The 14,148-nt window shown below is 72.7% G+C and carries 14 protein-coding genes and 1 pseudogene; 8 read left to right on the top strand and 7 right to left on the bottom strand.

The window, feature by feature from the left end:
* Window positions 1–53: 53 nt before the first annotated feature.
* Window positions 54–503 carry a carboxymuconolactone decarboxylase family protein gene (locus OG289_RS07695; protein ID WP_327313252.1) on the top strand — a complete coding sequence of 150 codons (450 nt, stop codon included), beginning with the start codon at window positions 54–56 and terminating at the stop codon, window positions 501–503.
* Window positions 504–584: 81 nt separating this feature from the next.
* Entirely contained in the window at window positions 585–1,781 is a 1,197-nt protein-coding gene (locus OG289_RS07700) for an NUDIX domain-containing protein (RefSeq protein ID WP_327313253.1), read from the top strand.
* Here OG289_RS07700 and OG289_RS07705 read toward each other — a convergent pair.
* Window positions 1,750–1,881 (bottom strand): annotated as a pseudogene (locus OG289_RS07705) (DNA-binding response regulator); the annotation flags it as partial. The gene OG289_RS07700 and the pseudogene OG289_RS07705 sit on opposite strands and share 32 nt — an antisense overlap.
* 195 nt (window positions 1,882–2,076) lie before the next feature.
* Here OG289_RS07705 and OG289_RS07710 point away from each other — a divergent pair.
* Together OG289_RS07710 and OG289_RS07715 are read left to right on the top strand one after the other, a co-directional pair.
* A complete protein-coding gene (locus OG289_RS07710; protein WP_327313254.1) occupies window positions 2,077–2,769 on the top strand; it encodes an FtsX-like permease family protein in 693 nt (230 codons plus the stop codon).
* Between the two features lie 152 nt (window positions 2,770–2,921).
* Window positions 2,922–4,151 (top strand): phosphodiester glycosidase family protein, encoded by a 1,230-nt coding sequence (locus OG289_RS07715; RefSeq protein ID WP_442818881.1) that lies wholly within the window; start codon window positions 2,922–2,924, stop codon window positions 4,149–4,151.
* A 31-nt stretch (window positions 4,152–4,182) separates the two neighbouring features.
* Here the strand turns inward: OG289_RS07715 and OG289_RS07720 are convergent, their stop codons facing one another.
* The 6 genes from OG289_RS07720 to OG289_RS07745 form a co-directional block, all read right to left on the bottom strand.
* Window positions 4,183–4,377, bottom strand: a complete 195-nt coding sequence (locus tag OG289_RS07720; protein WP_327313256.1) for a hypothetical protein — start codon at window positions 4,375–4,377, stop codon at window positions 4,183–4,185.
* 145 nt (window positions 4,378–4,522) lie between these two features.
* Window positions 4,523–5,383, bottom strand: a complete 861-nt coding sequence (locus OG289_RS07725; RefSeq protein WP_327313257.1) for a phosphatidylinositol-specific phospholipase C/glycerophosphodiester phosphodiesterase family protein — start codon at window positions 5,381–5,383, stop codon at window positions 4,523–4,525.
* A 171-nt stretch (window positions 5,384–5,554) separates the two neighbouring features.
* On the bottom strand, window positions 5,555–6,655 hold the full coding sequence (locus tag OG289_RS07730) for an acyl-CoA dehydrogenase family protein (protein WP_327313258.1): 1,101 nt from the start codon (window positions 6,653–6,655) through the stop codon (window positions 5,555–5,557).
* Entirely contained in the window at window positions 6,652–7,836 is a 1,185-nt protein-coding gene (locus tag OG289_RS07735; RefSeq protein ID WP_327313259.1) for an acyl-CoA dehydrogenase family protein, read from the bottom strand. The genes OG289_RS07730 and OG289_RS07735 overlap by 4 nt, the downstream gene beginning before the upstream one ends.
* Window positions 7,833–8,810 (bottom strand): NADPH:quinone oxidoreductase family protein, encoded by a 978-nt coding sequence (locus tag OG289_RS07740; RefSeq protein WP_327313260.1) that lies wholly within the window; start codon window positions 8,808–8,810, stop codon window positions 7,833–7,835. The genes OG289_RS07735 and OG289_RS07740 overlap by 4 nt, the downstream gene beginning before the upstream one ends.
* A gap of 111 nt (window positions 8,811–8,921) precedes the next feature.
* On the bottom strand, window positions 8,922–9,494 hold the full coding sequence (locus OG289_RS07745) for a helix-turn-helix domain-containing protein (protein WP_327313261.1): 573 nt from the start codon (window positions 9,492–9,494) through the stop codon (window positions 8,922–8,924).
* A 79-nt stretch (window positions 9,495–9,573) separates the two neighbouring features.
* Here OG289_RS07745 and OG289_RS07750 point away from each other — a divergent pair, with 79 nt between their 5' ends.
* From OG289_RS07750 to OG289_RS07765, 4 genes are all read left to right on the top strand, one after another.
* Window positions 9,574–10,548, top strand: coding sequence for an NAD(P)/FAD-dependent oxidoreductase (locus OG289_RS07750; protein WP_327313262.1), 975 nt, complete (start codon window positions 9,574–9,576; stop codon window positions 10,546–10,548).
* Window positions 10,549–10,641: 93 nt separating this feature from the next.
* Window positions 10,642–12,180, top strand: coding sequence for an ATP-dependent DNA ligase (locus tag OG289_RS07755; protein ID WP_327313263.1), 1,539 nt, complete (start codon window positions 10,642–10,644; stop codon window positions 12,178–12,180).
* Window positions 12,177–12,668 carry an NUDIX domain-containing protein gene (locus OG289_RS07760; RefSeq protein WP_327313264.1) on the top strand — a complete coding sequence of 164 codons (492 nt, stop codon included), beginning with the start codon at window positions 12,177–12,179 and terminating at the stop codon, window positions 12,666–12,668. The genes OG289_RS07755 and OG289_RS07760 overlap by 4 nt, the downstream gene beginning before the upstream one ends.
* A gap of 76 nt (window positions 12,669–12,744) precedes the next feature.
* Entirely contained in the window at window positions 12,745–14,139 is a 1,395-nt protein-coding gene (locus tag OG289_RS07765; RefSeq protein WP_327313265.1) for an NADP-dependent succinic semialdehyde dehydrogenase, read from the top strand.
* Window positions 14,140–14,148: the final 9 nt, after the last annotated feature.

A 14,148-nucleotide genomic window follows, 5' to 3' on the forward strand; every position in this document is an offset into this window, starting at 1 on the left:
GGTTCGCCCCGGCGGCCGCCGCCCGGGACCCATGGGTGGTTTGATATTCAACTGTGACTCCACGGATCTTCATCGACAAGCAGAGCCCCAAGGCCTACCACGCGCTGGTCCAGACCTCCGAGGCCGTGCGGGCGACCGCCGCCGACGCGGGTCTGGAGCGCGCCCTCGTGGAACTGGTCAACCTGCGCGTCTCCCAGCTCAACGGCTGCGCGTTCTGCCTGGACGTGCACACCAAGGCCGCCCTGCGGGCGGGGGAGGACACCCGGCGGCTCGGCGTCCTCGCCGCCTGGCGGGACACCGACCTCTTCACTCCCCCGGAGCGCGCGGCCCTGGCGCTGGCGGAGGCGACCACCGTGCCGTCCGACGCCGCCGCGCAGGAGGCCGCGTACGCCGACGCCCGGCAGGTTCTCACCGACGACCAGATCTCGGCGGTGATCTGGGTGGCGGTCACCATCAACGCCTTCAACCGGGTGTCCATCCTCAGCAGGCATCCCGTGCACTGAGCCGTGCTTCCCGAGGCCCTGGACCGGTAAGAATCGTCCGGCAGACGAGCACCGACCGTCCACCTCCTGGAGGCCCCGCCCATGCCCCTCCCCCTCTCACCCGACGACCCCGCCGACGGACCGGAGTCCGTCAACGCCGACGCCTGGCAGGCCTACGCCGTACACCATCTGCGGCGTGGGACGGTCCTGGCGGAGGCGGAGCGGATCGACTGGGGGTTCCCGGACTCGGGCCCGGACGAGGCGTTCCTCGGAGAGCTGACGGGCCGGCGCGTCCTGGACCTCGGCTGCGGCACGGGCCGGCACGCCGCCCGGCTCGTGCGCGCGCACGGCGCCACCGTCGACGCCGTCGACTCCGCGCCGGGCCAGATCGAGCGCGCCCGGGCCCGGTACGGCTCCCTGCCCGGGCTGCGGCTCTTCCACGCCGACGCCGTCGCACACCTGCGGGCCGCGCGGCCCTACGACGTCGTCTACTCCGTCAACGCCGTCCCGTTCATCGATCCACGACGGCTGCTCCCCGCCCTGGCGACCGCGCTCGCCCCGGGCGGGACGCTGTGCTTCTCCGTGCTGCACACCAACTCCCAGGGCGACGGGCCCACTTCGGACCTCGTCGCCCGGCAGGAGACCCTGCGGTTGGCGGGCGGCGGCGAGACGACGGTCCGCATGTGGGTGCCCGCCCCCGAGGTGTGGGAGGAGTTGCTCGCCGACCACGGGCTGCGCGTCGAGGAGGTCGTGACGGTGACGGCGCCCGACCCGGCCAACCGCGCCGCCTACCGCGTCTTCCGGGCCCGGCGCCCCCAGCGCGTCTCCGCCCGCCCCCGCACGAACCTCCCGCCCGTCGCGCACGCGGCGCTCGGTGTCGGCGCCATCCTGTACGGCCCCCGCGGACTGCTCCTGGGGCGCCACCGCCGGGGCACCTGGGAGCTGCCCGGCGGCACGGTCGAACCCGGGGAGTCGCTGCGGGAGACCGTCGTGCGGGAACTGCGGGAGGAGACCGGGCTGCGGGCGGATCCGTCGGACGTGCGCCTGCTGGGCACGCTCCTCGACCAGGTCGACGGCGTCGTGCGGATGACGGTCGGCGCCGTCGTCACCGACTGGAAGGGCGAGCCGGCCGACCAGCCCGGCGAGAGCGTCGGCGACTGGCGCTGGTACTCCCTGGACCACCTGCCGCCGTCCCTGTTCGTGTGCAGCGCCCAGTCCCTCACCGCCTGGCGCCCGGACCTGCCGATCGACCACGCCCCGGCCCACTTCACTCCGTACGACCACCGGCCCGCGGGCTGACCAGCCCCGTCTCGTAGGCCACCACGACCGTCTGGGCGCGGTCGCGCAGGGTGAGTTTGGCCGGAACGCCGGAGACGTGGGTCTTGACGGTCGCCTCGGAGTGCCGCCGGTGTCGGTCACCTCCACCCGCAGGGCGTCGGGCTCGTACGCCACCGTCACGGCGGGCACGCGCTGCGGCCGCGTGTTGGACGGAGTTGGTCAGCGCCTCCTGGACCACGCCGGCTACCGCGTGCACGCCCTCGTCCCACTGGCGCCGTCGGCGCCGTCGACACCGGCCATGCCGCCGATACCGCCGATGTCCGGGACACCGCCGCCCGGTCCGCCGGCCCTGCGGGACGTTTCGCTGACCGTGCGGCGCGGTGAGGCCGTCGCCGTCCTCGGGCCGTCGGGCAGCGGCAAGTCGACGCTGCTCGGGTCGGCCGCACCGGACCTCGCCCTCACCAGTTGGTTCGTGGACCTGGCGTCCGGCACTGACACGGACGCCTACGTGCGCGCCCTGAACACCGAGTTGAAGCCGCTGGGCGTCACCGCGACGAGCGCGAAGTACGTCAACGGCGGCAGCATGGTCCGGGTCATGGACTCGATGACGGCCCTGCTCACCCTGATGCTGGGGTGCGTCGCCGGCCTCGGGGTGCTCGGCTGGGTCGTTCTGGACACCCACGAGCGGGTCTGTGACCTGGGCGTGCACAAGGTGCTCGGCATGACGCCCCGGCAGACCGTCGCGCTGGTCCTCGCGTCGGTGGTGGCGGCCGGGCCGGCGGGGGCCGCCGTCGGGGTGCCGCTGGGGATGGCCGTGCACGCGGCGGTGGTACCGGCCATGGCCCGCAGCGCCGAACTTCGGCTGCCGCGGTATGTCCTGTCCGTCTACGACACTCCCCTGCTGGTGCTGCTCGTCCTGGCGGGCACGGCCGTCGCCGTCCTGGGCGCGCTCCTGCCGGCCGGCTGCGCGGCGCGGGTCCGCACGACGACCGCGCTGCGGACCGAGTAGCACACGAGGTCGGGCCGCGCAGCCGAACGAGGGCGCAGGACACCCGAAATCGTGCGTTCCGTCACTCGTTCCCGTGGCCTTGCGCCCACCCTCTTTGCGGGCGTTCCCGCAGGTCGTGAGAGAGTTGCGGCCCAAACTACCCAGGGGGGTCTGTGACACGACATCAGAAACGGTCCGGGGTGCGCAGAAAGTCTCTGACTCTGCTCCTCGCACTCGGCACAGTGGCCGGTGCGACACTCGCGGGGGCGGCCTCGGCCGACGCCGCGACCTGGACCACCGTGGCGGCGGGCGTGGCGTACCGACAGTACGACCTGCGAGCGGCCGCCGGGACGACGCATGTGCACGTGCTCAGCGTCGACCTCACCAACACCCACGTGCGCCTCGGGCTGTTGTACCCGGGGGCGGTCGCGTCCCGCGCGGCCGTCTCCTCGCTGGCCGACAACCAGAAGGCCGTGGCCGGCATCAACGGCGACTTCTTCAACATCTCCGAGACGCAGCACCCGGGCGTCGCGGCGACCGGGGCGAGCGTGGGTCCGGCGATCGCGAACGGGAGGGCCCTCAAGGGCGCGGTCCCGGACGCGCAGCGGTTCGGGCCCGCCCTGCCGCCGGGCACGCACTCCAAGGCCGTGGTCGGCGTCGGCACCGACGGCAAGGCGCGGTTGGACAGCCTGTCCCTCAACGGAACGTTCACCACCTTGGGGCGGCGGCTGCCGTTGGGCGGCGTCAACCAGTACGCGCTGCCGGAGAACTCCGTCGGCGCGTACACCTCGGACTGGGGCAGCGTCTCGCGCATGCGGGCCACCTGCGGCACGGACACCGAACGGGCCGCGGAGTGCAGCACCAGCACCTATGAGGTGACGCTCAAGAAGGGCAGGGTCGTGTCGACGTCGGCCACGCCCGGCAGCGGCACCATAGCGGCCGGCACCACGGTCCTCGTCGGGCGGGAGGCGGGCGCGCAGCGCCTGAAGAGGCTCGTCAAAGGCCAGCGGGTGGCGGTGCGGTACGGGCTGACGTCCGCGTCGCAGTCGGCGTACAGCTTCGCCGTCGGCGGCTATCCGGTCCTCTTGGGCGGGAAGTCGCTGTCCGGTCTGAACAACTCGGTCTCGGCCGTGCGTACGGCCGTCGGCATCGGCAACGGCGGGAAGCGGGTGTTCCTGTTCGCGCTGGACGGTGCCGCCGCTTACCGCAAGGGCCTGACCATCGCCGAGGTCGCCACCGCTCTGCAGAGTCTCGGCGCGACCGAGGGCTTCAGCCTGGACGGCGGCGGTTCGTCGACCCTGGTGGCCCGCCCGGCGGGTGCGACCAAGGTGACGGTCCGCAACCACCCGTCCGACGGGTACGAGCGCCCGGTGTCCAACGGCATCGGGGTCTTCACCCAGTAGTCCCCCAAGTCATGGGTGACCCCGCAGGGCCTCACGGTCGAAGGCTGCCGACGATGTCGGCCGTCGCCGTGAGGCCGCTGTGGATGGTGGGAGCCATGCTGGTGCCGGCCAGGAAGAATCCGAGCAGCAGGCAGACCAGCGCGTGCGAGACCTTCAGTCCGCCGTTGCGCATGAAGATCACCGCCAGGATCAGCAGCAACAGCACTGCGGAAATCGAAATGGCCACCGTCAACCTCCTCCGCCACGTCCGCTTTCACGGCGTTCGGCCGCAAGTGTGGCGTAACGGAGGGTTCGTCCGGGCGGCTGACCTGTCCGCCGAACGAGTGGTGTCGAACGGGTGGTGTCGAACGGGTGGTGTCGAACGAGCGGCGCTACGCCGCCCGGTGGGCGTCGAGGAAGGCTTCCAGCCCGGCCAGGTCGTCGGTGTTGAGGTGGTCGACGCCCGCGGTGAGGAGTTCCGTCCACAGCGCGTCCCGGGCGGGACCGGCGAGATCGGGCGTGGCCCAGAATCGCACCTTCTGGCCGCGCGCGTGAGCCGCCCGCACGATGCCGCGCAGCTTCTGCCGCTCCGCCTCGGGGAAGGTCCCGACGCCGAGCCAGGTGAAGTTGAGGGTCCAGTTGTCGCTGATCAGTGAGGCGAACGACGCCTCGGAGGTGCCGAGATCGGCGAGCCGGCCGTCGTAGAAGGCGCGGCGGACTGTCTGCGCCTCCATGGGCGCACGGGCCGCGCGGTCGCCGGAGATGACGGCGGTGACCGGGCCGGAGTGGATGCGACCGTGCGCGTACGTCGTGAACAGGCCTTTGTAGCGCCCGAGTTGGCGGTCCAGTTCGAGGTACGTCGAGGAGCCCTCGGTCTTGATGTCGATGAGCAGTTGCAGCGGCTGCCGGTAACCCCGGTACACCGACCCCTGGTTGGCCTTCACACGGGCGGCGAGCGGGGCGAGGTAGAGGGACTCCAGGGTGCGGGTGGGGTCGAGTTGGTCCGCCGAGTGGGCGATCAGGAGCTCGCCGTCGACGAGGAAGATGTCGGCCTCGACGCTGCCGAAGCGGTGGTCGAGCGCGTCGAAGAGGGGGCGGGGGTGCTCGTAGTCGTTGTGGGCGTGGGCGCGCCACAACGGGCGGGGGCCGTACTTCTGTCCGTCGGCGAACGCGCCGCCGGCGGGCGGGGCGAGCACCGCGGCGACGGTGGCGCCGAAGCCGGTGAGAACTCTGCGGCGGGTGACGAGGGCCATGTTGTTCCTCCCTGTGGGGCGGGTCCGAACCACAGGGAGTATGAGTCTGTCCAGGCCCCAAGGAACCTGTACATGCCAGGAGTTGGCCGGGCCGCCGTCGCCTGTTCACTCCTTCCGCGCTGGCGCACGAAAAAGCCCGCCCCAGGTGGGGCGGGCTTCACCGGGCGACGGTCAGGGAGCGCTCAGGTCGACCAGTTCGGCCAGTGCCTCGCGATGGGCGCCGGCCGTGCCGTAGGCGATCGAGTCTGCCTTGGCCCGCTTGAGGTTGAGGTGGACCGGGTGCTCCCACGTCATGCCGAGGCCGCCGTGCAGTTGCAGGGCCTCCTCGGCGGCCCGGACGGCGACGGGCGCCGCGTAGGCCTGGGCGACGGCGACCGCCACGGCCGCCTCCTGTCCGGACTCCCCGTTCGCAAGCGCGTCGGCGGCGGCGCGGGCGGCGGCGCGGAGGCTGACGACCTCCAGCCACAGCTGGGCCAGCCTGTGCTTGAGCGCCTGGAAGCCGCCGACGGGCCGGTTGAACTGCTTGCGCTCCTTCAGGTAGCGCACGGTCTCGGTCAACGCCCAGTCGGCGAGCCCGAGTTGCTCGGAGGCCAGCAGCCCGGCCCCGGCCCGCAGGGCGCGGCGCACGGCGGGTTCGGCCTCGCCGAGACGGCGGCCGGGGGCGCCGTTGAGAGTGACCGTCGCGAGCGGGCGGGTCAGGTCGAAGGACACCTGCGGAGTGATGGTCGCGGCCTCCGTGTCCACGGCGTACAGTCCGCCGTCGTCGGCCGGTACGAGCAGCACGTCGGCCGCGAGGGCGTCCGCGATGCCGGTCAACTCACCCTGGAGAGCGCCCCCTTGGACGTGTACGACCTTGAAGTCGGCGCCCGGTGCGGTGTGTAGCCCGACCGCCAGTGCGCCGATGGTGCGCCCGGACGCCAGCCGACCGAGCAGCTCCTCGTCCTCGACGGCCAGCAGGGCCTCCGTGGCGACCACGGCACTGGTCAGATAGGGCACGGGAGCGACCGCGCGCCCCAACTCCTCCAGCACGACGGCGACTTCGCGATGCGTGGCGCCCTGGCCGCCCAGCTCCTCGGGCACCAGCAGGCCCGCGAGTCCCATGCCGTCGGAGAGCGCCTTCCAGGCCGACAGGTCGTGCGGGGTCTCGGACTCGGTGCGGGCGATGACGCCCGGCGCGTCGCAGTGGTCGGCGAGCAGGTCCCGGACGGCGGCGCGGAGGGCCTCTTCCTCCTCCGAGTACAACAGGTCGGGCTGGGTGCTCTGTGCCGTCATCGGGCCAGGTCCTTCCATGCGACGTCCTTGTCGGTGCGCGGCTCGGACGGCAGGCCCAGGACGCGCTCGGCGACGATGTTCAGCAGGACCTCGCTGGTCCCGCCCTCGATGCTGTTGCCCTTGGAGCGCAGGTAGCGGTATCCGGCGTCCCGGCCGGTGAAGTCCACGAGCTCCGGGCGGCGCATGGTCCAGTCGTCGTACAACAGGCCCTCCTCGCCGAGGAGTTCGACCTCCAGGCCGCTGATCTCCTGGTTGAGGCGGGCGAACGCGAGCTTCATGCCCGCGCCCTCGGGGCCGGGCTGTCCCAGGGCGAGCTGCTGGCGCAGGCGTTCACCGGTGAGGCGGGCGACCTCGGCCTCGACCCAGAGCTTCAGCAGCCGCTGGTGGAGGTCGTGGGTGCGCAGCTCGGGGCGCTCGCGCCAGGTCTTGGAGACCGGGCCGATCATGCCGCCCTCGCGGGGCAGCCGCATGCCGCCGATGGCGACGCGTTCGTTGTTCAGCGTGGTCTGCGCGACCCGCCAGCCGTCGCCGACCTCGCCGAGGCGGCGGGAGTCGGGGATGCGGACGCCGGTGAGGAAGACCTCGTTGAACTCGGCCTCGCCGGTGATCTGGCGCAGCGGCCGGACCTCGACGCCCGGGTCGGTCATGTCGCAGACGAAGTAGGTGATGCCCGCGTGCTTGGGCACGTCCGGGTCGGTGCGGGCGATGAGGATGGCCCAGCGGGCGAGGTGGGCGCTGGACGTCCACACCTTCTGCCCGTTGACGACCCAGTCCTCGCCCTCACGGACGGCCCGGGTGCCGAGCGCGGCCAGGTCGGAGCCGGCGCCGGGCTCGCTGAAGAGCTGGCACCAGACCTCCTCGCCCACCCACAGCGGCCGCAGGAAGCGCTGCTTCTGCTCCTCCGTGCCGTACTTCAGGATCGTGGGCGCGGCCATGCCGAGGCCGATGCCGATGCGGCGCGGGTCGTTGTCGGGGGCGCCGGCGGCCTCCAGTGCGGCGTCCACGACGACCTGGAGAGAGCGGGGGGCGCCGAGGCCGCCGAGGCCCTCCGGATAGTGGACCCAGGCGAGTCCCGCGTCGAAGCGGGCCCTCAGGAAGTCGAGCCGGTCCGTGGTCGCGGGCGGCTGTGCGGCCAGCAACTCCGCTGTCCGGCGCTGGAGTTCGGCTGCGTCGACGGTCATGCGGTGGCTCCGTTCTTCAGCGTGGGCACCACGGCGACGCGACCGGTGGTGACGCCGTCGGCGACGCGCTGCACGGCGGCCGCGGCCCCGTCGAGCGGCACGCGCTCGCTGACCAGCGGCGAAATCGCGCCCCGGGCCGCCAGCTCGGTGAGCTGTTCGTGGCAGTGCTGGACCAGCTTCGGGTTCTTGGTGTTGTACAGGCCCCAGTGCAGGCCGAGGATCGAGTAGTTCTTCACGAGGGCGTGGTTCAGGGCGGGGCTCGGGACGGTCCCGCTCGCGAAGCCGACGACCACGATTCTGCCCTCGAAGGCGACGACCTTCGTGGACTGGGTGTAGGCGTCCCCGCCGACGGGGTCGTAGATCACGTCGGCGCCCCGGCCGCCGGTGGCCTCCTTGACCGCGCCGACGACGTCCTCGGCCCGCCGGTCGATCACCACGTCGCAGCCCAGCTCCCGGGCCACGGCCGCCTTGTCGGCGCCGCCCACCACACCGATGACGGTCGCGCCGGCCGCCTTCCCGAGCTGTACGGCCGCGCTGCCGACCCCTCCTGCGGCGGCGTGGACGAGCAGGGTCTCGCCGGCCTCCAGACGGGCCCTGCGATGCAGGCCGAACCAGCCCGTCTGATAGCCGATGTGCAGCGCGGCGGCCTCGGCGTCGTCCAGCGACTCGGGCGCGGGCAGCAGAGCGGCGGCGTCGGCGACGGCGTACTCGGCGAAACCGCCGTACGGCAGGGCCGGGTTGGCGATGACGCGGCGGCCGTCCTCGGTCTCGCCGCAGATCTCCACGCCCGGCGTGAACGGCAGCGGGGGCCGCACCTGGTAGTGGCCCCGGACCATCAGCACGTCCGGGAAGTTGATGTTCGCGGCACGCACCCTGAGCAGGACCTGGCCCTCGCCGGGCGTGGGCCGCTCCACCTCCGTCAGCCGCATCACCTCGCTCGGCTCGCCGTTCTCGTGCACCTGCCATGCCTGCATGCGGAGCCTCCACGGGACTGCGTCGTCCGACCGGCGTTCCGCCGGGGTCGAACGCATACTAAGCGGTCGCTTGCCGGGAGGGAACAGTCGACGGCCGAAGAGTCGCCTCCGTCACCCCTGCCGGGGCTTGGCTCGCACATGCATCCGCTCCCCCTGCGGCCCGAACAGGCTCAGGAACTCGGCCGGCCCCTCCCCCGTCGATCCGAACCAGTGGGGCACGCGCGTGTCGAACTCGGCGGCCTCTCCCGCCGTCATCACCACGTCGTGCTCCCCGAGCACCACCCGCAGCCGCCCGGACATCACGTACAGCCATTCATAGCCCTCGTGCGTGCGCAGCTCCGGCTCCTCCTCGCGCTGGGGCACCAGCACCTTGAAGGCCTGGAGTCCGCCGGGCTGCCGGGACAGCGGCCAGAAGGTGCGCCCGTGCCGCACGAGCGGCTTGGCGCGCACCCGGGGGTCACCCACCGGCGGCGCCCCGACCAGCTCGTCCAACGCCACCTGGTGGGCCTGCGCGATCGGCAGCAGCAGCTCCAGGCTGGGCCTGCGCAGCCCCGACTCCAGCCGCGAGAGGGTGCTGACGGAGATCCCGGTCGACTCGGACAGCGCCGCGAGCGTCACCTCCCGCTCCTTCCGGATCCGCCGCAGCCTGGGCCCGACCTCCGCGAGAACGTCATCGGTAGTCATGACCCCATCTTGCAGAACCGGCAAAGAGGTTTGTCAATCCCGCACCGGTCCGGCGACCGTGGCGGCGGAGGTGGTCACCATGACCGAGAAGTACGAAGTGATCGTCGTCGGCGGCGGCACCGCCGGCCTGTCCGCCGCGCTCGTCCTGGGCCGGGCCCGGCGCCGCACGCTGGTCGTCGAAGCCGGCGAGCCGCGCAACGCGCCCGCAGCGCACATGCACGGCTATCTGTCACGGGACGGGATGCCGCCCGCCGAGTTCCTCGCTGCCGGCCGTGCGGAGATCGCGCGGTACGGCGTGGAGCTGGTCCACGACAGGGCGGTGGACGTCACCAAGGGCGAGGACTTCGCCGTGCGGCTCGCTGGGGGTACCCCCTCTGGGGGAGGCCGGACCGTGCACGCCCGGCAGCTCGTCGTCGCGACCGGCCTGAAGGACGAGCTGCCGCCGGTCGCGGGCCTGGCCGAACGCTTCGGCCGGGACGTGCTCCACTGCCCGTACTGCCACGGCTGGGAGGTCCGCGACCGGGCCTTCGGCGTGCTCGCCACGACCCCGATGGGCGTCCACCAGGCGCTGATCGTGACGCAGTGGTCGAAGGACGTGACCCTCTTCCTGCACACGGTCGCCGAGGAGGAGCTGACCGACGAGGACCGGCGCAGGCTGGGCGCGGCGGGCGTGGTCGTCGTCCCCGGCGAGGTGGCCGGGCTGGTCGTCGAGGACGACCGGCTCACCGGGGTCCGGCTCGCTGGGGGTACCTCCTCAGGGGGAGGGCGGGCGTACGACCGCGAGGTGCTGTTCGTCGCGCCCCGGGCGGTCCCGCAGACGGACCTGCTGACCCGGCTGGGCGCCGAGATGAGCGAGACCCCCTTCGGCACGTACCCCGTGGTCGACGGACGGGGCCTGACGACGGTGCCCGGACTGTGGGCGGCGGGCAACGCGTCGGGCTTCGCCGAGCAGGTCGTCAACGCGGCGAGCCGCGGCTACCGGGCCGGGGCCGCGATCAACGGGGAGCTGCTGATGGCGGACCTCGACATGGCCGTCGCGGGGGTACGGGGGTAAGGCGGCGCGAGTGCACGGCGGCACAGGTGTGACGCGGCACAGGTGCGACGCGGCACAGGTGTAGGAGGGGCCTCGGCGTTGCACCATGGCTGCATGCTGCTGACCCGGCTCGCCGACGTGTCCCGGGAGGTCGCCGCCACCTCGGCGCGCTCCCGCAAGATCGCCCTGCTCGCCGAGCTCTTCCGGGGCGCGGAGGCGGACGACGTGCCCCTCGTCATCCCCTACCTGGCCGGACGGCTCCCGCAGGGCCGCCTGGGCGTCGGCTGGAAGGTGCTGAGCCGCCCGGTCGCGCCGGCCGGGGCGCCGGCCCTGACCGTGCGCGAGGTGGACGCCCTCCTCACCGAGCTCGGCAAGGTGTCGGGCCCCGGTTCGCAGGCCGAACGGGCGCGGCTGGTCGGCGAGTTGATGGGTGCCGCCACCGCGGACGAGCAGCGCTTCCTGCTGGGCCTCATCACCGGCGAGGTCCGGCAGGGCGCCCTGGACGCCGTCGCCGTGGAGGGCCTGGCGCAGGCGACCGGTGCGCCGGCGGCGGACGTCCGGCGCGCGGTGATGCTGGCGGGCTCCCTCCAGACGGTGGCGCAGGCGCTGCTCGCGGACGGACCCCCGGCTCTGGAGACGTTCCGGCTCACCGTCGGCCGCCCGGTCCTGCCGATGCTCGCGCACACCGCGCCCTCCGTCACCGAGGCGGTCGGAAAGCTCGGCGCCTGCGCGGTGGAAGAGAAGCTGGACGGCATCCGCGTCCAGGTGCACCGCGACGGCGACGACATCCGCCTCTACACCCGCACCCTCGACGACATCACCGACCGTCTGCCCGAAGTGACGGAGTCGGCAAGGGAGTTGGCGGGGTCGCGCTTCATCCTGGACGGCGAGGTCATCGCCCTCGACGAGAGGGGACGCCCGCGCTCCTTCCAGGAGACCGCCGGCCGCGTCGGCTCCCGCGTGGACGTGGCGACGGCCGCCGAGGCGGTCCCCGTCTCCCCCGTCTACTTCGACGCGCTGTCCGTGGACGGCCGGGACCTGCTCGACCTGCCCTTCGCCGAACGGCACGCGGAGCTGGCCCGGCTGGTGCCCGAGCCGATGCGGGTGCGCCGGACGGTCGTCTCCGGCCCCGAGGACGCCGAGGAGGCGGAGGAGTTCTCGAGGGAGACGCTGCTGCGCGGCCACGAGGGAGTCGTGATCAAGGCCCTCGACGCCCCCTACAGCGCGGGCCGGCGCGGTGCGTCCTGGCTGAAGGTGAAGCCGGTGCACACGCTGGACCTGGTGGTCCTGGCCGTCGAGTGGGGCCACGGGCGGCGCACCGGGAAGCTCTCCAACCTGCACCTCGGCGCCCGCACCGCCGACGGCGGCTTCGCCATGCTCGGCAAGACCTTCAAGGGCATGACCGACGCGATGCTCACCTGGCAGACCGAGCGCCTGAAGGACCTGGCCGTCGAGGACGACGGATGGGTGGTGACCGTACGCCCCGAACTCGTCGTCGAGATCGCCTACGACGGCCTCCAGCGCTCCACCCGCTACCCGGCCGGCGTCACCCTCCGCTTCGCCCGCGTGGTCCGCTACCGCGAGGACAAGCGCCCGCAGGAGGCGGACACGGTGGAGACCCTGCTCGCCGCCCACCCGGAGGTGCGCCCGTGACGCCCGCGACACCCGCGACACCCGCGGCGCAGAAGCGCAGCGCGGGCCTGCTGTTGTTCCGGCCCACGGACGACGGCCCGGAAGTGCTGCTCGGCCATATGGGCGGCCCGTACTTCGCGAAGAAGGACGCCGGGGCGTGGACCGTCCCGAAGGGCGAGTACGAGCCCGACGAACCGGCCTGGGAGGCGGCCCGCCGCGAGTTCCAGGAGGAGCTCGGCCTGCCACCGCCCGACGGCGAGGCGATCCCGCTCGGCGAGGTCCGCCAGAAGAACGGCAAGATCGTCACCGCGTGGGCCGTCGAGGCGGACCTCGACCCGGCGGCGATCGACCCCGGCACGTTCACCATGGAGTGGCCGCCGAGATCGGGACGCGTCCAGGAGTTCCCCGAACTGGACCGCGTCGCCTGGTTCGGCCTCGCCCGGGCCCGCGAAGTGATCGTCACAGCACAGTCCGCGTTTCTCGACCGCCTCGCGGAGCACTCGCCCTGAGCGGACGCGCACGCGTTGCGGTACGTACCGCCGCGCGGGAAGGTCGAAGCACAGTCAGCTCTTCAGGAGGTCGGTCATGCCCATCGCGACGGTGAACCCGGCGAACGGCGAGACGCTTCGGACGTACGAGGCCATGGGCGAGGAGGAACTGGAGCGCCGGCTCCAGCTCGCGGAGGCCACGTTCCGTACGTACCGGGCGACGCGCTTCGTCGACCGGGGGCGCCTCATGGTCCAGGCCGCGAACCTCCTGGACGAGGACCAGCAGGACATCGCCCGGATCATGACCACCGAGATGGGCAAGCCGGTGAAGCAGGCGCGCGCGGAGGCCGCGAAGTGCGCCAAGGCGATGCGCTGGTACGCCGAGCACGCGGAGGAACTGCTCGCCGACGAGGAGCCGGCCGCCGCCGACGTGAAGGACTCCGGCGCCTCGCGCGCCCTGATCCGCTACCGGCCGCTGGGTCCGGTCCTCGCGGTGATGCCGTGGAACTTCCCGTTGTGGCAGGTGATCCGGTTCGCCGCGCCGGCGCTGATGGCGGGCAACGTGGGCCTGCTCAAGCACGCCTCGAACGTCCCGCAGACCGCCCTGTACCTGGAGGACCTGTTCCACCGGGCCGGCTTCACCGAGGGCTGCTTCCAGACGCTGCTCGTCGGGTCGGGGGCGGTGGACGACATCCTGCGCGACGACCGCGTCAAGGCGGCGACGCTGACCGGCAGCGAGCCGGCCGGACGGGCGGTCGCCTCCACCGCCGGGGAGATGATCAAGAAGACGGTGCTGGAACTGGGCGGCAGCGACCCGTACGTGGTCATGCCGTCGGCGGACATCGACCGGGCGGCGCAGGTGGCCGTGACCGCGCGCGTGCAGAACAACGGTCAGTCGTGCATCGCCGCCAAACGGTTCATCGTTCACACGGAGGTGTACGACGCGTTCGCCGAACGCTTCGTGGCGGGCATGGCGGCACTGAAGGTCGGCAACCCGCTGGAGGAGGAGACGGACGTCGGCCCGCTGGCGAGCGAACAGGGGCGGTCGGACCTGGAGGAGCTGGTGGACGACGCCAGGCGCAGTGGGGCGGCGGTGCTGTGCGGCGGCCATCGGCTCCGCCGGCCCGAGCTGCCCGGTTGGTACTACCCGCCGACTGTTCTCGCCGGCATCACGCGCGAGATGCGGATCCACCGGGAGGAGGCCTTCGGGCCCGTGGCCACGCTGTATCGGGCGGCCGATCTCGACGAGGCCGTGCTCGTCGCCAACGATTCGCCGTTCGGCCTGAGTTCCAACGTGTGGACGCGGGACGAGGCCGAGGTCGACCGTTTCGTACGGGATCTGGAGGCCGGCGGGGTGTACGTCAACGGGATGACCGCGTCCCATCCGGGGTTCCCGTTCGGCGGGGTGAAGCGGTCCGGATACGGCCGTGAGCTGTCCGGGCACGGAATCCGGGAGTTCTGCAACATCACCACGGTTTGGCACGGTGCGTGAGCGCCGCGC

It is taken from the genome of Streptomyces sp. NBC_01235, from assembly GCF_035989285.1.
GTDB lineage: Bacteria > Actinomycetota > Actinomycetes > Streptomycetales > Streptomycetaceae > Streptomyces.

Coding starts and splice junctions, on each gene's coding strand:
- OG289_RS07700 (WP_327313253.1), top strand. CDS start 585: ATGCCCCTCCCCCTCTCACCCGACGACCCCGCCGACGGACCGGAGTCC.
- OG289_RS07710 (WP_327313254.1), top strand. CDS start 2,077: ATGTCCGGGACACCGCCGCCCGGTCCGCCGGCCCTGCGGGACGTTTCG.
- OG289_RS07725 (WP_327313257.1), bottom strand. CDS start 5,383: ATGGCCCTCGTCACCCGCCGCAGAGTTCTCACCGGCTTCGGCGCCACC.
- OG289_RS07730 (WP_327313258.1), bottom strand. CDS start 6,655: ATGACGGCACAGAGCACCCAGCCCGACCTGTTGTACTCGGAGGAGGAA.
- OG289_RS07735 (WP_327313259.1), bottom strand. CDS start 7,836: ATGACCGTCGACGCAGCCGAACTCCAGCGCCGGACAGCGGAGTTGCTG.
- OG289_RS07740 (WP_327313260.1), bottom strand. CDS start 8,810: ATGCAGGCATGGCAGGTGCACGAGAACGGCGAGCCGAGCGAGGTGATG.
- OG289_RS07745 (WP_327313261.1), bottom strand. CDS start 9,494: ATGACTACCGATGACGTTCTCGCGGAGGTCGGGCCCAGGCTGCGGCGG.
- OG289_RS07750 (WP_327313262.1), top strand. CDS start 9,574: ATGACCGAGAAGTACGAAGTGATCGTCGTCGGCGGCGGCACCGCCGGC.
- OG289_RS07755 (WP_327313263.1), top strand. CDS start 10,642: ATGCTGCTGACCCGGCTCGCCGACGTGTCCCGGGAGGTCGCCGCCACC.
- OG289_RS07765 (WP_327313265.1), top strand. CDS start 12,745: ATGCCCATCGCGACGGTGAACCCGGCGAACGGCGAGACGCTTCGGACG.